The organism is Pseudomonas sp. NCIMB 10586, from assembly GCF_023127895.1.
GTDB lineage: Bacteria > Pseudomonadota > Gammaproteobacteria > Pseudomonadales > Pseudomonadaceae > Aquipseudomonas > Aquipseudomonas synxantha_A.
Genome location: NZ_SPKQ01000042.1, coordinates 575,958 through 594,452, shown reverse-complemented (window position 1 = coordinate 594,452; position 18,495 = coordinate 575,958). Strand labels below are relative to the sequence as shown.

Below are 18,495 nucleotides of genomic sequence, written 5' to 3'. Positions count from 1 at the left end.
AGCCGTTACGCGTAATACGCCGGTCAGTTGGCAACGGACCGGCGGATTTTTTCATGTATGATACGCGCCCCATTTCGTTGCCCGACTGTCCGAGAACACCCCATGCAGCTCTCTTCGCTCACTGCGGTTTCCCCTGTTGACGGCCGCTACGCCGGCAAAACCCAGGCCCTGCGCCCTATTTTCAGCGAATACGGTTTGATCCGTGCGCGTGTACTGGTTGAAGTGCGCTGGCTCCAGCGCCTGGCCGCTCACCCTGCCATCGGCGAAGTGCCGGCGTTTTCCGCCGAGGCCAACGCTGTATTGAACACCCTGGCGGAAAACTTCTCCCTGGAGCACGCCGAGCGTGTGAAAGAGATCGAGCGCACAACCAACCACGACGTCAAAGCCATCGAGTACCTGCTCAAAGAGCAAGCGGCCAAGCTGCCGGAACTGGCCCAGGTCAGCGAATTCATCCACTTTGCCTGCACCAGCGAGGACATCAACAACCTGTCCCACGCCCTGATGCTGCGCGAAGGCCGTGATGACGTGATGCTGCCGCTGATGCGCCAGACCGCCAACGCCATCCGTGAACTGGCGATCCGTTTCGCTGATGTGCCGATGCTCTCGCGCACCCACGGCCAGCCGGCTTCGCCGACCACCCTGGGCAAAGAGCTGGCCAACGTGGTGTACCGCCTGGAGCGCCAGATCGCTCAAGTGGCCGCCGTGCCATTGCTGGGCAAGATCAACGGCGCCGTGGGCAACTACAACGCCCACCTGTCGGCCTACCCCGAGATCGACTGGGAAGCCAACGCCCGCGCCTTCATCGAAGACGAACTGGGCCTGGGCTTCAACCCTTACACCACGCAGATCGAACCCCACGACTACATTGCCGAGCTGTTCGACGCGATTGCGCGCTTCAACACCATCCTGATCGACTTCGATCGCGATATCTGGGGCTACATCTCCCTGGGCTACTTCAAGCAGCGCACCATTGCCGGTGAAATCGGCTCGTCGACCATGCCGCACAAGGTCAACCCGATCGACTTCGAGAACTCCGAAGGCAACCTCGGCATCGCCAACGCGCTGTTCCAGCACCTGGCCAGCAAGTTGCCGATCTCTCGCTGGCAGCGCGACCTGACCGACTCCACCGTACTGCGCAACCTCGGTGTAGGCTTTGCCCACAGCGTGATCGCGTACGAAGCCAGCCTCAAAGGCATCAGCAAGCTTGAGCTCAACGAGCAGAAAATCGCCGCTGACCTGGATGCATGCTGGGAAGTCCTGGCCGAGCCGATCCAGACCGTGATGCGTCGCTACAACATCGAAAACCCGTACGAAAAACTCAAAGAACTGACACGCGGCAAGGGGATCACCTCTGAAGCGCTGCAGACTTTCATCGACGGCCTGGACATGCCAGCTGCCGCCAAGGCCGAGCTGAAACTGCTGACCCCGGCCAACTACATCGGTAACGCTGTAGAGCAAGCCAAGCGCATCTGATTACCGCAAGACCCTTGAGACGCCCGGCCGCGCCGGGCGTTTTTATTCCAGTCTTAAAAGTGCTTTTTTTCAATAGGTTACACATGAATCCTGATATCCCTCTTCAACTTCTGGGCGGCATCACGGCACGGGAATTCCTGCGCGACTACTGGCAGAAGAAACCCCTGCTGATCCGTCAGGCCATCCCTGACTTCGAAAGCCCGATCGACGCCGACGAACTGGCAGGCCTGGCCCTGGAAGAAGAAGTCGAATCGCGCCTGGTGATCGAACACGGCGAGCGCCCGTGGGAACTGCGTCGCGGCCCATTCGCCGAAGATGCCTTCAGCGCCCTGCCAGAGCGTGAGTGGACCCTGCTGGTGCAGGCGGTCGACCAGTTCGTGCCGGAAGTCGCCGAACTGCTGGAGCACTTCCGTTTCCTGCCAAGCTGGCGTATCGACGATGTGATGATCAGCTTCGCCGCGCCCGGCGGCAGCGTCGGTCCGCACTTCGATAACTACGATGTGTTCCTGCTGCAAGCCCAGGGCAAGCGCAACTGGAAGATCGGCCAGATGTGCAGCTCCGAAAGCCCGCTGCTGCAACACGCTGACCTGCGCATCCTCGCCGAATTCGAAGAAAGCGCCGAATGGGTGCTGGAGCCAGGCGACATGCTCTACCTGCCACCGCGCCTGGCGCACTTCGGCATTGCCGAAGACGATTGCATGACCTACTCGGTGGGTTTCCGCGCCCCGAGCGCCGCCGAAGTGCTGACCCACTTCACCGACTTCCTCAGCCAGTACCTGACTGACGAAGAGCGCTACACCGACGCCGACGCCCAGCCGGTCAGCGACCCACACCAGATTCAGGTCGACGCTCTGGATCGCCTCAAGGGTCTGCTGGCTGAGCACATGAGCGACGAGCGCATGTTGCTGACCTGGTTCGGCCAGTTCATGACCGAGCCGCGCTACCCGGAACTGGTCGCTGGTGAAGAGCTGGGCGAAGAAGACTTCATCAACAGCCTGCAAGATGGCGCGATTCTGGTACGCAACCCAAGCGCGCGCCTGGCCTGGTCTGAAGTCGACGACGATGTATTGCTGTTTGCCAGTGGCCAGAGCCGTTACCTGCCCGGCAAGCTGCGTGAACTGCTGAAGCTGGTGTGCTCGGCCGACGCACTGCACAGCGAAAACCTCAGCGTATGGCTGGCCGACGAAGACGGCCGCGACCTGCTGTGCGAACTGGTCAAGCAAGGCAGCCTGGGGTTCGCGGATGAATAAGATTCACGTAAGTGTCGCGGACTGGCGAAAGGATATCGACGAGATTCGGCGCATTCGTGAAGCGGTATTTATCGCCGAGCAATCGGTTCCAGCCGAGCTCGAGTGGGATGCGGACGACGCTGGCGCCATGCATTTCCTCGCATTCGAAGGCGACTTTCCGATTGGCACCGCACGCCTGCTGCCCAGCGGCGAGATTGGTCGCGTGTCGGTGCTCAAGGACTGGCGCGGGCTGAAGGTGGGCGACAAGCTGATGGAAGCGGTGATTGGAGTGGCTGAAAAGCGCGGCCAGACCCGGCAGTTCCTCAGTGCGCAGGTGTATGCGGCGCCGTTTTATGAGCGGTTGGGTTTCAAGATCGTCAGCGATGAGTTTCTTGAAGTCGGGATTCCGCATGTGGATATGGTGCGCGGGGGCTGACTCAAGACCGAGTCGCCTATATCGGGAGCAAGCCCCCTCCCACATTTGACTGAGTCCATCCTTTGAAATGCGGTCAAAATGTGGGAGGGGGCTTGCTCCCGATAGCCATATCAGCAACACCTCAAAATGCCCTGCCTGCCAGGGCATTTTGCCGTCTACGATTCAACTTGCGCCCCGCCAGGCCGACAAACTGGCACTATCAAGCCAAATGACTCGCAGAGATAACGGACATGTCCCTACGCACCCTGCTCACCGCCCTGCTCCTGACCGCCAGTGTTTCGGCCATGGCTGCCACCGAGGTCGTCAACCTGAGCAACCGCACCAGCGCCGACCTACTGCCCGTGGCGCAGAACTTCATCGGCAAGGACGGCACCGTCAGCGCCTACGGCAACCAGCTTATCGTTAACGCCGACCCTGCGAAGATCGAGGGCTTGCGTACCCTGCTCTCCCAACTGGACACGCCGGCCAAGCGCCTGCTGATCACCGTCGACACCAACGAAACCAACCAGCAGAACAGCGGCGACAGCCAGACCCGCATCATCAGCTATGGCACCGTCAGCCGGGATGGCGGCATCCAGCAGATCCAGGCCAGCGAAGGCGTGCCGGCGCTTATTCAGATCGGCCAGAGCGTACCGCTGACCACCACGCACCAGGATGGCTATGGCCGCCTGCAGAACCAGACCCAGTATCGCAACGTCACCCAGGGCTTTTACGTCACCGCCAGCGTCACCGGCGAGACCGTACACCTGGCTATCAGTACCAACCGTGACCGTATGAGCCAGGAACGTCCTGATGTAGTGAACGTGCAGAGCACCGACACAACCGTCAGCGGACGCTTGGGCGAATGGATTACCCTGGCAGGCATCAATGGCGAAACCCAGGCCGACAAATCTTCTACAACCCGCAGCTACTCTACTCAGGGCCGCGATGACCTGACGGTGCGGGTCAAGGTCGACACCCTGAACTGAAGCACCAAAAACTGACTGGCGAGTCGTATTAGACCAAAGATGTAGTGCCTTGAAAAAAGCACTACAAAACATTTGACGATCCAAAAAAGCATGGGCATGATGGCCTCGCTCCCGCTAATCAGGGGCCCTGGCAAGGGCCTTCGGATCGCCGCTCCAAGTTACCCACCTGAGCCGATTCGTGTCTGTACCGCCCACAAGGCACGTTGGACGAGGTTGCGACTGGAACGAAGTTGTCCCGAGGGACGGAAGCTAACCAGGTAACCCGGCTACGCACTGATGAATCGTACAAAGGCCCACGACGCCCGAAGACCGTTTGCAGTTTGCCCTTACCTGCTCAACTCCGCCTTGAGCCAATCGTTCATCCCGTCGCCTACCCCGCCGAACTTGACTTGAACACCCAAGCTTCTGGTCAGCGAGCAGCCATCACCACGCACTTTGTACGTGGCTGGCAAATGGAATTTTCCACCTAGACCTATGCGACGAGGTTTTTCCCCATGGCACTGACACGCGAACAGCAAATTGCAGCCCTTGAAAAAGATTGGGCTGAAAACCCACGCTGGAAAGGCGTGACCCGCGCTTATTCCGCTGCTGACGTCGTCCGCCTGCGTGGCTCGGTCCAACCTGAGCACACCTTTGCAAAACTCGGCGCCGAGAAGCTGTGGAACCTGGTCACCCAAGGTGCCAAGCCGTCCTTCCGTCCCGACAAAGATTTCGTCAACTGCATGGGCGCCCTCACTGGCGGCCAGGCAGTCCAACAGGTAAAAGCCGGCATCCAGGCGATCTACCTGTCCGGCTGGCAAGTGGCAGCGGACAACAACTCCGCTGAATCCATGTACCCCGACCAATCGCTGTACCCGGTGGACTCCGTACCGACCGTGGTCAAGCGCATCAACAACTCGTTCCGTCGTGCCGACCAGATCCAGTGGAAAGCCGGCAAGAACCCGGGTGACGAAGGCTACATCGACTACTTCGCGCCAATCGTGGCTGATGCCGAAGCCGGTTTCGGCGGCGTACTCAACGCCTACGAGCTGATGAAGAGCATGATCGAGGCAGGCGCTGCCGGCGTGCACTTCGAAGACCAGCTTGCGTCAGTGAAGAAATGCGGCCACATGGGCGGCAAGGTACTGGTACCGACCCAGGAAGCCGTACAGAAGCTGACCGCTGCGCGTTTGGCCGCTGACGTTGCCGGTACTCCGACCATCATCCTGGCCCGTACCGACGCCAACGCGGCAGACTTGCTGACCTCGGACTGCGACCCGTACGACCAGCCGTTCGTGACTGGCGAGCGTACTCAGGAAGGTTTCTATAAAGTCCGCGCCGGCCTCGACCAGGCCATTGCCCGCGGCCTGGCCTACGCGCCGTACGCCGACCTGATCTGGTGCGAGACCGCCAAGCCGGACCTGGACGAAGCTCGTCGCTTCGCCGAAGCGATCAAGAAGGAATACCCGGACCAACTGCTGTCCTACAACTGCTCGCCTTCCTTCAACTGGAAGAAGAACCTGGACGACGCGACCATCGCCAAGTTCCAGCGTGAACTGTCGGCAATGGGCTACAAGCACCAGTTCATCACCCTGGCCGGCATTCACAACATGTGGCACAGCATGTTCAACCTGGCGCATGACTACGCCCGCAACGACATGACTGCCTATGTGAAGCTGCAGGAGCAGGAATTCGCTGACGCCGCCAAAGGCTACACCTTCGTGGCGCACCAGCAGGAAGTGGGTACCGGCTACTTCGACGACATGACCACCGTGATCCAGGGCGGCACCTCGTCCGTGACCGCGCTGACCGGTTCGACCGAAGAAGAGCAGTTCCACTGATCCACTGAGTACACGGCCACTGCGGCCCCAGGGAAGACCTAACCGCAGTGCCGCACAACAATCACGCCCCGACTGGTTCGGGGCGTTTTTTTGCCTGCACAAAACCTACCGATGCACTGCGGACCAAATGTGGGAGGGGGCTTGCTCCCGATAGCGGTGGATCAGCAACAGTTGGGTTGGCTGATACTCAGCTATCGGGAGCAAGCCCCCTCCCACAAGGAATTTTGCGCAAAACATTGATCCAGAGCGGTATTCGCACACATCCAATCGGTTAAAAGAACCGTTGCGACAACTAAGCGACACTCAAGCAAGTAACGGCAACTTCCCCCGCCACATGAGAAACAATCGCTTAAACCCCACGCAAACAATATTCATTATCATTTGGCGCCTGAAAACTTCGTTACAGCTTAAACAAAACATAATTGATGAAAAGCCCGCTAATGCCCACGGCACAAGGGCTACAGCCCCAAGAAGGTGCACTATGTGCTTATTCCACCGAATAATTTCGCCCTGGGAATTTTACTTGCCCGGTGTTTAGCCATAAAATCACCGCGATTGATTGCAGTGCGACATATCGTCACTGCATCGTTACTTTTTCGAGCTCAGAGACCTTTGCTCTCTGTTAAGGATTTCCAGCATGACCGACGCGACAGGACTCATGGCCCACAACTGGGGCTTTGCCATTTTCCTCCTCGGTGTTGTCGGCCTCTGCGCCTTCATGCTCGGTGTTTCCAGCCTCCTTGGGTCAAAAGCCTGGGGCCGCAGCAAAAACGAACCGTTCGAGTCCGGCATGCTACCTACAGGTGGCGCCCGCTTGCGGCTCTCAGCCAAATTCTATCTGGTCGCGATGCTGTTCGTGATCTTCGATATCGAAGCCCTCTTTCTCTTTGCCTGGTCTGTGTCCGTCCGCGAAAGCGGCTGGACCGGATTCGTCGAAGCTCTCGTTTTCATAGCAATTCTGTTGGCAGGTCTTGTCTACCTGTTCCGAGTGGGCGCCCTTGACTGGGCTCCGGAAGCTCGTCGCAAGCGGCAAGCGAAGCTGAAACAATGAGGCTTTGGCGATGCAATACAATCTCACCAGGATCGACCCGGATGCTCCTAACGATCAGTACCCCATCGGCGAGCGGGAAACCGTCTCCGATCCGTTAGAAGACCAAGTCCACAAAAACATCTACATGGGCAAGCTGGAAGACGTGCTGAGTGGCGCGGTCAACTGGGGGCGTAAGAACTCCCTGTGGCCGTACAACTTCGGCCTTTCGTGCTGCTACGTGGAAATGACCACCGCCTTCACGGCGCCCCACGACATCGCGCGCTTTGGCGCCGAGGTTATCCGGGCATCACCGCGCCAGGCGGATTTCATGGTTATCGCCGGTACCTGCTTTATCAAGATGGCGCCGATCATCCAGCGTCTCTACGAGCAAATGCTCGAGCCGAAGTGGGTTATCTCCATGGGTTCGTGCGCCAACTCCGGTGGCATGTACGACATCTACTCCGTGGTTCAGGGGGTCGACAAGTTCCTGCCCGTGGACGTCTACGTGCCTGGCTGCCCGCCCCGCCCTGAAGCTTTCCTGCAAGGCTTGATGCTGCTGCAGGAGTCGATTGGCAAGGAGCGTCGCCCACTGTCCTGGGTTGTCGGCGATCAAGGCGTGTACCGCGCCGAGATGCCGTCACAAAAGGAACAGCGCCGCGAACAGCGAATCGCAGTCACCAACCTGCGCAGCCCCGACGAAGTCTGATCCAGCACCGCTTCTTTTATAGAACGAAAACCTGGCTTCATTCTTTACGTTGACCGAAAGCGATAAAAAACCATGACTACAGGCAGTGCTCTGTACATCCCGCCTTATAAGGCAGACGACCAGGATGTGGTCGTCGAACTCAATAACCGTTTTGGCCCTGACGCCTTCACTGCCCAGGCCACACGCACCGGTATGCCGGTGCTGTGGGTGGCGCGTGCCAAGCTCGTCGAAGTCCTGACCTTCCTGCGCAACCTGCCCAAGCCGTACGTCATGCTCTATGACCTGCATGGCGTGGACGAGCGTCTGCGCACCAAGCGCCAGGGGCTGCCGAGCGGCGCTGATTTCACCGTGTTCTATCACCTGATGTCGCTGGAACGTAACAGCGACGTGATGATCAAGGTCGCCCTGTCGGAAAGCGACCTGAGCATCCCGACCGTGACCGGTATCTGGCCGAACGCCAGCTGGTACGAGCGTGAAGTCTGGGACATGTTCGGCATCGACTTCCCTGGCCACCCACACCTGACGCGCATCATGATGCCGCCGACCTGGGAAGGTCACCCGCTGCGCAAGGACTTCCCTGCCCGCGCCACCGAATTCGACCCGTACAGCCTCAACCTCGCCAAGCAGCAGCTTGAAGAAGAAGCGGCGCGCTTCCGTCCGGAAGACTGGGGCATGAAACGCTCCGGCACCAACGAGGACTACATGTTCCTCAACCTGGGCCCGAACCACCCTTCGGCTCACGGTGCCTTCCGTATCATCCTGCAACTGGACGGCGAAGAAATCGTCGACTGCGTCCCGGACATCGGCTACCACCACCGTGGCGCCGAGAAGATGGCCGAGCGTCAGTCCTGGCACAGCTTCATCCCGTACACCGACCGTATCGACTACCTCGGCGGCGTGATGAACAACCTGCCGTACGTGCTCTCGGTCGAGAAGCTGGCCGGGATCAAGGTTCCGGACCGCGTCGACACCATCCGCATCATGATGGCCGAGTTCTTCCGGATCACCAGCCACCTGCTGTTCCTGGGTACCTATATCCAGGACGTCGGCGCCATGACCCCGGTGTTCTTCACCTTCACCGACCGTCAGCGTGCGTACAAGGTCATCGAAGCCATCACCGGCTTCCGCCTGCACCCGGCCTGGTACCGCATCGGCGGTGTGGCCCACGACCTGCCGAACGGCTGGGAGCGCCTGGTCAAGGAATTCATCGACTGGATGCCCAAGCGTCTGGACGAGTACCAAAAGGCTGCGCTGGATAACAGCATCCTCAAGGGCCGGACCATCGGCGTCGCCCAGTACAACACCAAGGAGGCCCTGGAGTGGGGTGTCACCGGTGCTGGCCTGCGTTCCACCGGTTGCGATTTCGACCTGCGCAAGGCGCGCCCGTACTCCGGCTACGAGAACTTCGAGTTCGAAGTCCCGCTGGCGGCCAACGGCGATGCCTACGACCGTTGCATCGTGCGCGTCGAAGAAATGCGCCAGAGCCTGAAAATCATCGAGCAGTGCATGCGCAACATGCCGGCCGGCCCGTACAAGGCGGATCACCCGCTGACCACGCCGCCGCCTAAAGAGCGCACCCTGCAGCACATCGAAACCCTGATCACGCACTTCCTGCAAGTCTCGTGGGGCCCGGTCATGCCGGCCAACGAGTCCTTCCAGATGATTGAAGCGACCAAGGGTATCAACAGTTATTACCTGACGAGCGATGGCGGCACCATGAGCTACCGCACCCGGATTCGTACTCCAAGCTTCGCCCACTTGCAGCAGATCCCTTCGGTGATCAAAGGCGAGATGGTCGCGGACTTGATTGCGTACCTGGGTAGTATCGATTTCGTTATGGCCGACGTGGACCGCTAAGCATGAACAGCACGCTTATCCAGACAGACCGTTTCACCCTCAGTGAAACCGAGCGCTCGGCCATCGAGCACGAGCTGCATCACTACGAAGACCCGCGCGCGGCGTCGATCGAAGCCTTGAAGATCGTCCAGAAGGAACGTGGCTGGGTGCCCGACGGCGCCCTTTACGCCATCGGCGAGATCCTCGGCATCCCCGCCAGCGACGTTGAAGGCGTGGCGACGTTCTACAGCCAGATTTTCCGTCAGCCGGTCGGCCGTCACATCATTCGCGTGTGCGACAGCATGGTCTGCTACATCGGCGGCCATGAGTCCGTGGTCAGCGAAATCCAGGCCAAGCTGGGTATCGGCCTCGGCCAGACCACCGCCGACGGCCGCTTCACGCTGCTGCCGGTGTGCTGCCTGGGCAACTGCGACAAGGCGCCGGCGTTGATGATCGACGACGACACATTCGGTGACGTACAGCCTGCTGGCGTGACCCAATTGCTCGAGGGCTACCCATGACCCTGACTTCCTTCGGCCCGGCCAACCTGATCAAGCGTTCGGCCGAGACCCACCCGCTGACCTGGCGCCTGCGTGACGACGGCGAGCCGGTATGGCTTGACGAATACCAGGCCAAGAACGGTTACGCCGCAGCGCGCAAAGCCTTCGCCGATATGGCCCAGGACGATATCGTCCAGACCGTGAAGGACGCCGGCCTCAAGGGCCGCGGCGGCGCAGGCTTCCCCACGGGTGTGAAGTGGGGCCTGATGCCCAAAGACGAATCCATCAACATCCGCTACCTGCTGTGCAACGCGGATGAGATGGAGCCCAACACCTGGAAAGACCGCATGCTGATGGAGCAACTGCCCCATCTGCTGATCGAAGGCATGTTGATCAGCGCCCGTGCGCTCAAGACCTACCGTGGCTACATCTTCCTGCGTGGCGAGTACACCACCGCCGCCAAGCACCTCAACCGTGCAGTGGCAGAAGCCAAGGCCGCGGGCCTGCTGGGCAAGAACATCCTCGGTTCCGGCTTCGATTTCGAACTGTTCGTGCACACCGGCGCCGGGCGTTATATCTGCGGTGAAGAAACCGCACTGATCAACTCCCTCGAAGGTCGCCGCGCCAACCCGCGCTCCAAGCCGCCCTTCCCCGCCGCCGTAGGCGTGTGGGGCAAGCCGACCTGCGTGAACAACGTCGAGACCCTGTGCAACGTGCCGGCGATCATCGCCGACGGCGTGGACTGGTACAAATCGTTGGCTCGCGAGGGCAGCGAAGACATGGGCACCAAGCTCATGGGCTTCTCCGGCAAGGTCAAGAACCCGGGTCTGTGGGAGCTGCCGTTCGGCGTGACCGCACGCGAGCTGTTCGAGGACTACGCCGGCGGTATGCGCGACGGCTACACCTTGAAGGCCTGGCAGCCAGGCGGCGCCGGCACCGGTTTCCTGCTTCCTGAGCACCTGGACGCACAAATGTATGCCGGCGGCATCGGCAAGGTGGGCACCCGGATGGGTACCGGCCTGGCAATGGCGGTCGACAACACCGTGAACATGGTCTCGCTGCTGCGCAACATGGAGCAGTTCTTTGCCCGTGAATCCTGCGGATTCTGCACCCCATGCCGCGACGGCCTGCCGTGGAGCGTCAAGCTGCTGATGGCCCTGGAAAACGGCGAAGGCCGCGAGGGTGATATCGAAACCCTGCTGGGCCTGGTCGGCTTCCTCGGCCCAGGCAAGACCTTCTGTGCTCACGCACCGGGCGCCGTAGAGCCATTGGGCAGCGCAATCAAATACTTCCGCTCGGAGTTCGAAGCCGGCATCGCGCCCACCAGCGCCGCCGTCCCGCCTCTGGCGAAGCCGATCGTAGTCGGCGCGTAACGCTTAAACAGGCGAAGGGTCCGTGCCCTTCGCCTGCTCATGTGCTGACGCCGTAAAGGCTGTGTAGATGCACATGAATAACAAGATTCCATTAGCCACGCCCGCTGACAACGGGCCAACGAAGAACTTTGAACCATGGCCACTATCCACGTAGACGGCAAAGCGCTCGAAGTCGATGGGGCAGACAACCTGTTACAGGCGTGTCTGTCACTCGGCCTCGATATTCCGTATTTCTGCTGGCACCCCGCGCTCGGTAGCGTCGGTGCCTGTCGCCAGTGTGCGGTCAAGCAATACACCGACGAGAACGACACCCGTGGTCGTATCGTCATGTCCTGCATGACCCCAGCCACCGACAACACCTGGATCTCCATCGACGATGAAGAGTCCAAGGCGTTCCGCGCCAGCGTTGTCGAATGGCTGATGACCAACCACCCCCACGACTGCCCGGTCTGTGAGGAAGGCGGTCACTGCCACCTGCAAGACATGACGGTGATGACCGGCCACAACGAGCGCCGTTATCGCTTCACCAAGCGTACCCACCAGAACCAGGACCTCGGCCCGTTCATTTCCCACGAGATGAACCGCTGCATCGCCTGCTACCGCTGCGTGCGCTTCTATAAAGACTACGCCGGCGGCACCGACCTGGGCGTCTTCGGCGCCCACGACAACGTGTACTTCGGTCGCGTTGAAGACGGCGTGCTTGAGAGCGAGTTTTCCGGCAACCTCACCGAGGTCTGCCCGACCGGTGTGTTTACCGACAAGACTCACTCCGAGCGCTACAACCGTAAGTGGGACATGCAATTTGCGCCGAGCATCTGCCATGGCTGCTCCAGCGGTTGCAACATCTCCCCGGGCGAGCGCTACGGCGAACTGCGTCGTATCGAAAACCGCTTCAACGGTTCGGTCAACCAGTACTTCCTGTGCGACCGTGGCCGTTTCGGCTATGGCTACGTCAACCGCGAAGACCGCCCACGCCAGCCGCTGCTGGCCGATGGCGCCAAGCTGAGCCTGGACGCCGCGCTGGATAAAGCCGCCGACCTGCTGCGCGGGCGCAATATCGTCGGTATCGGTTCGCCGCGTGCCAGCCTCGAAAGCAACTTCGCGTTGCGCGAGCTGGTCGGTGCCGAGCACTTCTACTGCGGTATCGAAGCCGGCGAGCTGGAGCGCATCCGCCTGGTCCTGCAAGTGCTGAACGACAGCCCGCTGCCGGTTCCGAACATGCGCGACATCGAAGACCACGATGCCATCTTTGTGCTCGGTGAAGACCTGACCCAGACCGCGGCGCGCATTGCCCTGTCGCTGCGCCAGTCGGTCAAAGGCAAGGCCGAAGAAATGGCCGACGCCATGCGCGTACAGCCGTGGCTTGACGCGGCGGTGAAAAACATCGGTCAGCACGCGCTGAACCCGCTGTTCATCGCCTCGCTGGCTGAAACCAAGCTCGACGACATCGCCGAAGAATGCGTGCACGCCGCACCGGACGACCTGGCACGCCTCGGTTTCGCCGTGGCCCACGCCCTCGACGCCAGCGCGCCTGCCGTCGACGGCCTGGACACCGAAGCCGTCGAACTGGCCCAGCGCATCGCCGACGCCCTGCTGGCGGCCAAGCGCCCGTTGATCATTGCCGGTACCTCGTTGGGTTCCAAGGCGCTGATCGAAGCCGCTGCCAACATCGCCAAAGCTCTGAAGCTGCGCGACAAGAACGGCTCCATCAGCCTGGTGGTGCCGGAAGCCAACAGCCTGGGCCTGGCCATGCTCGGTGGCGAGTCCCTGGACGCCGCCCTGCAAGCAGTGACCGACGGCAGCGCCGACGCCATTGTGGTATTGGAAAACGACCTGTACACCCGCACCGCTGCCGCCAAGGTTGACGCTGCGCTGGACGCTGCCAAAGTCCTGATCGTGGCCGACCACCAGAAGACCGCCACCAGCGAGCGTGCCGACCTGGTGCTGCCAGCCGCCACCTTCGCCGAAGGCGACGGTACCCTGGTCAGCCAGGAAGGCCGCGCCCAGCGCTTCTTCCAGGTGTTCGATCCGAAGTACATGGATGCCAGCATCCTGGTGCACGAAGGCTGGCGCTGGCTGCACGCCCTGCGCGCGACCCTGCTGAACCAGCCGATCGACTGGACCCAGCTCGACCACGTGACCGCTGCCACCGCCGCCAGCGCGCCGCAGCTGGCTCGTATTGTCGATGCCGCGCCGTCTGCCGCGTTCCGTATCAAGGGCCTGAAACTGGCCCGTGAACCGCTGCGCTACTCCGGTCGTACCGCCATGCGCGCCGACATCAGCGTGCACGAACCGCGTACCCCGCAAGACATCGACACTGCGTTCGCCTTCTCCATGGAAGGTTACTCGGGCTCGGCCGAGCCGCGTCAGCAGGTGCCGTTTGCCTGGTCGCCGGGCTGGAACTCGCCGCAGGCCTGGAACAAGTTCCAGGATGAAGTCGGTGGTCACATCCGTGCTGGCGACCCGGGCACCCGCCTGATCGAAAGCACCGGTGACGCGCTGAACTGGTTCACTGCGGTACCGCGTCCGTTCAACCCGGCTCCGGGTACCTGGCAGGTCGTGCCGTTCTTCCACCTGTTCGGCAGCGAAGAAACCTCTTCCAAGGCCGCGCCGGTTCAAGAGCGCATTCCTGCCGCTTACGTGTCCGTGGCCAAGTCCGAAGCCGACCGCCTGGGCGTCAACGACGGTGCGCTGCTCAGCCTCAACGTGGCCGGCCAGACCCTGCGTCTGCCGCTGCGTATCAATGACGAGCTGGGTGCCGGCCTGGTTGCACTGCCTAAAGGCATCGCCGGTATTCCGCCTGCCATTTTCGGCAAAACCGTTGACGGTCTGCAGGAGGCAGCGCAATGACTTGGTTCACGCCGGAAGTAATTGACGTGATCATCTCGGTGGTCAAGGCCATCGTGATCCTGTTGGCCGTGGTCGTCGCGGGCGCGCTGCTCAGCTTCGTCGAACGTCGCCTGCTGGGCTGGTGGCAGGACCGTTACGGTCCGAACCGCGTTGGCCCATTCGGCATGTTCCAGATCGCGGCCGACATGCTGAAAATGTTCTTCAAGGAAGACTGGACCCCGCCGTTCGCCGACAAGGTGATCTTCACCCTGGCGCCGGTGGTAGCCATGAGCGCCTTGCTGATCGCCTTCGCGATCATCCCGATCACCCCGACCTGGGGCGTGGCGGACCTGAACATCGGCTTGCTGTTCTTCTTCGCCATGGCCGGTCTGTCGGTGTATGCGGTGCTGTTCGCCGGTTGGGCCAGTAACAACAAGTTCGCCCTGCTGGGCAGCTTGCGGGCCTCGGCCCAGACCGTGTCCTACGAAGTGTTCATGGGCCTGGCCCTGATGGGCATCGTGGTGCAGGTCGGCTCGTTCAACATGCGCGATATCGTCGAGTACCAGGCACAGAACCTGTGGTTCATCATTCCGCAGTTCTTTGGCTTCTGCACCTTCTTCATCGCTGGCGTGGCCGTGACTCACCGTCACCCGTTCGACCAGCCGGAAGCGGAGCAGGAACTGGCCGACGGTTACCACATTGAATATGCCGGCATGAAGTGGGGCATGTTCTTCGTCGGTGAGTACATCGGCATCATCTTGATCTCGGCCCTGCTGGTCACGCTGTTCTTCGGCGGCTGGCACGGTCCGTTCGGCATCCTGCCGCAGTTGGCCTTCTTCTGGTTCTTCTTGAAGACCGCGTTCTTCATCATGCTGTTCATCCTGCTGCGCGCCTCGATTCCGCGCCCACGCTATGACCAGGTGATGGATTTCAGCTGGAGATTCTGCCTGCCGCTGACCCTGATCAATTTGCTGGTGACGGCTGCCGTCGTGTTGTTGAACACGCCAGCAGCCGCGGTTCAGTGAGGATTTGACCCATGTTCAAATATATTGGCGACATCGTTAAGGGTACCGGTACCCAGTTGCGAAGCCTGGTGATGGTGTTCGGTCACGGCTTTCGCAAACGCGACACCCTGCAATACCCCGAAGAAGCGGTGTACCTGCCGCCGCGCTATCGCGGCCGCATCGTACTGACCCGCGACCCCGATGGCGAAGAGCGTTGCGTAGCCTGCAACCTGTGCGCCGTGGCGTGCCCGGTGGGTTGCATCTCCCTGCAGAAAGCTGAAACCGAAGACGGTCGCTGGTACCCGGACTTCTTCCGTATCAACTTCTCGCGCTGCATTTTCTGCGGCCTCTGCGAGGAAGCTTGCCCGACCACCGCAATCCAGCTCACACCGGATTTCGAGATGGCCGAGTTCAAACGTCAGGACCTGGTGTACGAGAAAGAAGATCTGCTGATCTCTGGTCCCGGTAAAAACCCTGATTACAACTTCTATCGTGTTGCAGGTATGGCCGTTGCCGGTAAGCCGAAGGGCGCCGCACAAAACGAAGCCGAGCCGATCAACGTGAAGAGCTTGCTGCCTTAAGGAAGAAAGATGGAATTCGCTTTCTATTTCGCATCGGGTATTGCAGTGGTGTCCACGCTTCGCGTGATCACCAACACCAACCCCGTGCACGCCCTGCTCTACCTGATCATTTCGCTGATCGCCGTGGCCATGACCTTTTTCAGCCTCGGCGCACCGTTCGCCGGTGTACTGGAAGTGATCGCCTACGCCGGCGCCATCATGGTGCTGTTCGTGTTTGTGGTGATGATGCTCAACCTGGGGCCGGCTTCGGTCGCCCAGGAGCGCGTCTGGCTCAAGCCCGGCATCTGGCTCGGCCCGGTTGTCCTCGCAGCATTGCTGCTGGGTGAACTGCTGTATGTACTGTTCGCTCACCAGAGCGGCCAGGCCATCGGCCACACCACCGTAGACGCCAAAGCCGTGGGCATCAGCCTGTTCGGCCCGTACCTGCTGGTGGTCGAACTGGCTTCGATGCTGCTGCTCGCCGCAGCCATCACCGCCTTCCACTTGGGCCGCAACGAAGCCAAGGAGCAATGACGATGCCTGCTATCCCTTTGGAGCATGGTCTGGCGGTCGCCGGCATCCTGTTCTGCCTTGGCCTGGTCGGCCTGATGGTGCGCCGTAACATTCTGTTCGTGTTGATGAGCCTGGAAATCATGATGAACGCCGCGGCACTGGCGTTCATCGTGGCAGGCGCACGTTGGGGCCAGCCGGATGGACAAGTCATGTTCATCCTGGTGATCAGCCTGGCAGCCGCCGAAGCCAGTATTGGCCTGGCGATCCTGCTGCAGCTGTATCGTCGCTTCCACACGCTTGATATCGACGCTGCCAGTGAGATGCGCGGATGAACATGATCTTTCTGACTTTCGTATTCCCCCTGATCGGTTTCCTGCTGCTGTCGTTCTCTCGCGGGCGCTGGTCGGAAAACCTCTCGGCCTTGATCGGCGTGGGTTCCATCGGCCTGTCGGCCATCGTGGCCGCCTACGTCATCTGGCAATTCAACGTGGCGCCGCCAGAAGGCGGTCACTACACCCTGGTGCTGTGGCAGTGGATGTCGGTGGAAGGCTTCAAGCCCAACTTCGCCCTCTACGTCGACGGCCTATCGATCACCATGCTCGGCGTGGTGGTCGGTGTAGGCTTTTTGATCCACCTGTTCGCGTCCTGGTACATGCGCGGTGAAGCGGGCTACTCGCGCTTCTTCTCGTACACCAACCTGTTTATCGCCAGCATGTTGTTCCTGGTGCTCGGCGATAACCTGTTGTTCCTGTACTTCGGCTGGGAAGGCGTGGGCCTGTGCTCGTACCTGTTGATCGGTTTCTACTACAGCAACCGCAACAACGGCAATGCGGCACTCAAGGCATTTATCGTCACCCGTATCGGCGACGTGTTCATGGCCATTGGCCTGTTCATCCTGTTCCAACAGGTGGGCACGCTGAACATCCAGGAACTGCTGGTGCTGGCACCGCAGAAATTCCAGGTCGGCGACTTCTGGATCACCCTGGCGACCCTGATGCTGCTGGGCGGCGCCGTGGGTAAATCCGCGCAACTGCCGCTGCAAACCTGGCTGGCGGATGCGATGGCTGGCCCTACACCGGTTTCGGCACTGATCCACGCCGCAACCATGGTGACCGCCGGTGTCTACCTGATCGCCCGTACCCACGGCCTGTTCACCCTGGCACCGGACATCCTGCACCTGGTAGGCATCGTCGGTGGCGTGACCCTGGTACTGGCCGGCTTCGCCGCGCTGGTGCAAACCGACATCAAGCGTATCCTCGCCTACTCGACCATGAGCCAGATCGGCTACATGTTCCTGGCCCTGGGCGTTGGCGCCTGGGACGCGGCGATCTTCCACCTGATGACCCACGCGTTCTTCAAGGCGTTGCTGTTCCTCGCCTCCGGTGCGGTGATCGTCGCCTGCCACCACGAGCAGAACATCTTCAAGATGGGCGGCCTGTGGAAGAAACTGCCACTGGCCTACGCCAGCTTCATCGTCGGTGGTGCCGCACTCGCAGCCCTGCCGTTGGTGACCGCCGGTTTCTACTCCAAGGACGAAATCCTCTGGGAAGCGTTTGCCAGCGGTAACCAGAACCTGCTCTACGCAGGCCTGGTGGGTGCGTTCATGACCTCGCTGTACACCTTCCGCCTGATCTTCATCACCTTCCACGGTGAAGCCAAGACCGAAGCACACGCAGGCCATGGCATCTCCCACTGGCTGCCACTGTCGGTGCTGATCATCCTGTCGACCTTCATCGGCGCCATGATCACTCCACCACTGGCCGGCGTATTGCCAGAAAGCGTCGGCCATGCCGGCGGCGCAGACAAGCACAGCCTGGAAATCGCCTCGGGCGCCATTGCCATCGCCGGTATCCTGCTGGCCGCCCTGCTGTTCCTCGGCAAGCGTCGCTTCGTGACCGCCGTGGCCAACAGTGGCATCGGGCGCTTCCTGTCGGCCTGGTGGTTCGCTGCCTGGGGCTTCGATTGGCTCTACGACAAACTGTTCGTCAAGCCATACCTCGCCATCAGCCATGTACTGCGCAAAGACCCACTCGACCAGACCATCGGTTTGATCCCGCGCGCCGCCAAGGCCGGTCACACCGCCCTGAGCCGCAGCGAGACTGGCCAACTGCGTTGGTATGCAGCGTCCATGGCGGCCGGTGCCGTGCTGGTGATCGGCGCCATCGTCGTGGTAGCGGTCTGACTATGTTTAAGTGCACTGCGTACTTTGCAAACTTGC

General features: G+C 60.8%; 16 protein-coding genes. All 16 read left to right on the top strand.

Annotation, left to right across the window (positions count from 1 at the left end):
* Window positions 1–102 precede the first annotated feature (102 nt).
* The 16 genes from purB to nuoL all read left to right on the top strand — a co-directional run bounded on the left by purB (window position 103) and on the right by nuoL (window position 18,459).
* Window positions 103–1,473, top strand: a complete 1,371-nt coding sequence (gene purB, locus E4P01_RS18005) for an adenylosuccinate lyase (RefSeq protein ID WP_005789106.1) — start codon at window positions 103–105, stop codon at window positions 1,471–1,473.
* Between the two features lie 83 nt (window positions 1,474–1,556).
* On the top strand, window positions 1,557–2,723 hold the full coding sequence (locus E4P01_RS18000) for a cupin domain-containing protein (RefSeq protein ID WP_005789108.1): 1,167 nt from the start codon (window positions 1,557–1,559) through the stop codon (window positions 2,721–2,723).
* Window positions 2,716–3,138 carry a GNAT family N-acetyltransferase gene (locus E4P01_RS17995; protein WP_032880619.1) on the top strand — a complete coding sequence of 141 codons (423 nt, stop codon included), beginning with the start codon at window positions 2,716–2,718 and terminating at the stop codon, window positions 3,136–3,138. The genes E4P01_RS18000 and E4P01_RS17995 overlap by 8 nt, the downstream gene beginning before the upstream one ends.
* Window positions 3,139–3,368: 230 nt before the next feature.
* Window positions 3,369–4,106: a secretin N-terminal domain-containing protein gene (locus E4P01_RS17990; RefSeq protein ID WP_032880618.1), complete on the top strand. Its 738-nt coding sequence runs from the start codon at window positions 3,369–3,371 to the stop codon at window positions 4,104–4,106.
* 494 nt (window positions 4,107–4,600) lie between these two features.
* Window positions 4,601–5,926, top strand: coding sequence for an isocitrate lyase (gene aceA / locus E4P01_RS17985; protein ID WP_003174717.1), 1,326 nt, complete (start codon window positions 4,601–4,603; stop codon window positions 5,924–5,926).
* A gap of 637 nt (window positions 5,927–6,563) precedes the next feature.
* Entirely contained in the window at window positions 6,564–6,977 is a 414-nt protein-coding gene (locus E4P01_RS17980; protein ID WP_003192109.1) for an NADH-quinone oxidoreductase subunit A, read from the top strand.
* Window positions 6,978–6,987: 10 nt separating this feature from the next.
* The gene (locus E4P01_RS17975) at window positions 6,988–7,662 is read left to right on the top strand and encodes an NADH-quinone oxidoreductase subunit B (RefSeq protein WP_012724951.1); all 675 of its coding nucleotides are present in this window, start codon (window positions 6,988–6,990) and stop codon (window positions 7,660–7,662) included.
* A gap of 72 nt (window positions 7,663–7,734) precedes the next feature.
* Window positions 7,735–9,519, top strand: coding sequence for an NADH-quinone oxidoreductase subunit C/D (gene nuoC / locus E4P01_RS17970; RefSeq protein WP_216091710.1), 1,785 nt, complete (start codon window positions 7,735–7,737; stop codon window positions 9,517–9,519).
* Window positions 9,520–9,521: 2 nt separating this feature from the next.
* A complete protein-coding gene (gene nuoE / locus E4P01_RS17965) occupies window positions 9,522–10,019 on the top strand; it encodes an NADH-quinone oxidoreductase subunit NuoE (protein ID WP_003232080.1) in 498 nt (165 codons plus the stop codon).
* The gene (nuoF, locus tag E4P01_RS17960) at window positions 10,016–11,371 is read left to right on the top strand and encodes an NADH-quinone oxidoreductase subunit NuoF (RefSeq protein WP_005789119.1); all 1,356 of its coding nucleotides are present in this window, start codon (window positions 10,016–10,018) and stop codon (window positions 11,369–11,371) included. Before nuoE ends, nuoF begins: the two co-directional genes overlap by 4 nt.
* A 135-nt stretch (window positions 11,372–11,506) precedes the next feature.
* Entirely contained in the window at window positions 11,507–14,221 is a 2,715-nt protein-coding gene (gene nuoG / locus E4P01_RS17955; protein ID WP_103734498.1) for an NADH-quinone oxidoreductase subunit NuoG, read from the top strand.
* Entirely contained in the window at window positions 14,218–15,225 is a 1,008-nt protein-coding gene (nuoH, locus tag E4P01_RS17950) for an NADH-quinone oxidoreductase subunit NuoH (protein ID WP_003192116.1), read from the top strand. The genes nuoG and nuoH overlap by 4 nt, the downstream gene beginning before the upstream one ends.
* 11 nt (window positions 15,226–15,236) lie before the next feature.
* Window positions 15,237–15,785 carry an NADH-quinone oxidoreductase subunit NuoI gene (gene nuoI, locus E4P01_RS17945; RefSeq protein WP_003174725.1) on the top strand — a complete coding sequence of 183 codons (549 nt, stop codon included), beginning with the start codon at window positions 15,237–15,239 and terminating at the stop codon, window positions 15,783–15,785.
* A gap of 9 nt (window positions 15,786–15,794) precedes the next feature.
* A complete protein-coding gene (gene nuoJ / locus E4P01_RS17940) occupies window positions 15,795–16,298 on the top strand; it encodes an NADH-quinone oxidoreductase subunit J (RefSeq protein WP_003174726.1) in 504 nt (167 codons plus the stop codon).
* Between the two features lie 2 nt (window positions 16,299–16,300).
* Window positions 16,301–16,609, top strand: coding sequence for an NADH-quinone oxidoreductase subunit NuoK (gene nuoK / locus E4P01_RS17935; RefSeq protein WP_003174727.1), 309 nt, complete (start codon window positions 16,301–16,303; stop codon window positions 16,607–16,609).
* On the top strand, window positions 16,606–18,459 hold the full coding sequence (gene nuoL, locus E4P01_RS17930; protein WP_046068643.1) for an NADH-quinone oxidoreductase subunit L: 1,854 nt from the start codon (window positions 16,606–16,608) through the stop codon (window positions 18,457–18,459). The genes nuoK and nuoL overlap by 4 nt, the downstream gene beginning before the upstream one ends.
* Window positions 18,460–18,495: the final 36 nt, after the last annotated feature.

Excerpts from the sequence above, each read along its gene's own strand:
- nuoC (WP_216091710.1), top strand. The coding sequence starts at position 7,735 with ATGACTACAGGCAGTGCTCTGTACATCCCGCCTTATAAGGCAGACGAC.
- E4P01_RS17990 (WP_032880618.1), top strand. The coding sequence starts at position 3,369 with ATGTCCCTACGCACCCTGCTCACCGCCCTGCTCCTGACCGCCAGTGTT.
- purB (WP_005789106.1), top strand. The coding sequence starts at position 103 with ATGCAGCTCTCTTCGCTCACTGCGGTTTCCCCTGTTGACGGCCGCTAC.
- E4P01_RS17995 (WP_032880619.1), top strand. The coding sequence starts at position 2,716 with ATGAATAAGATTCACGTAAGTGTCGCGGACTGGCGAAAGGATATCGAC.
- E4P01_RS17980 (WP_003192109.1), top strand. The coding sequence starts at position 6,564 with ATGACCGACGCGACAGGACTCATGGCCCACAACTGGGGCTTTGCCATT.
- E4P01_RS17975 (WP_012724951.1), top strand. The coding sequence starts at position 6,988 with ATGCAATACAATCTCACCAGGATCGACCCGGATGCTCCTAACGATCAG.
- nuoL (WP_046068643.1), top strand. The coding sequence starts at position 16,606 with ATGAACATGATCTTTCTGACTTTCGTATTCCCCCTGATCGGTTTCCTG.
- nuoK (WP_003174727.1), top strand. The coding sequence starts at position 16,301 with ATGCCTGCTATCCCTTTGGAGCATGGTCTGGCGGTCGCCGGCATCCTG.
- nuoJ (WP_003174726.1), top strand. The coding sequence starts at position 15,795 with ATGGAATTCGCTTTCTATTTCGCATCGGGTATTGCAGTGGTGTCCACG.
- aceA (WP_003174717.1), top strand. The coding sequence starts at position 4,601 with ATGGCACTGACACGCGAACAGCAAATTGCAGCCCTTGAAAAAGATTGG.
- nuoH (WP_003192116.1), top strand. The coding sequence starts at position 14,218 with ATGACTTGGTTCACGCCGGAAGTAATTGACGTGATCATCTCGGTGGTC.
- nuoG (WP_103734498.1), top strand. The coding sequence starts at position 11,507 with ATGGCCACTATCCACGTAGACGGCAAAGCGCTCGAAGTCGATGGGGCA.
- nuoF (WP_005789119.1), top strand. The coding sequence starts at position 10,016 with ATGACCCTGACTTCCTTCGGCCCGGCCAACCTGATCAAGCGTTCGGCC.
- E4P01_RS18000 (WP_005789108.1), top strand. The coding sequence starts at position 1,557 with ATGAATCCTGATATCCCTCTTCAACTTCTGGGCGGCATCACGGCACGG.
- nuoI (WP_003174725.1), top strand. The coding sequence starts at position 15,237 with ATGTTCAAATATATTGGCGACATCGTTAAGGGTACCGGTACCCAGTTG.
- nuoE (WP_003232080.1), top strand. The coding sequence starts at position 9,522 with ATGAACAGCACGCTTATCCAGACAGACCGTTTCACCCTCAGTGAAACC.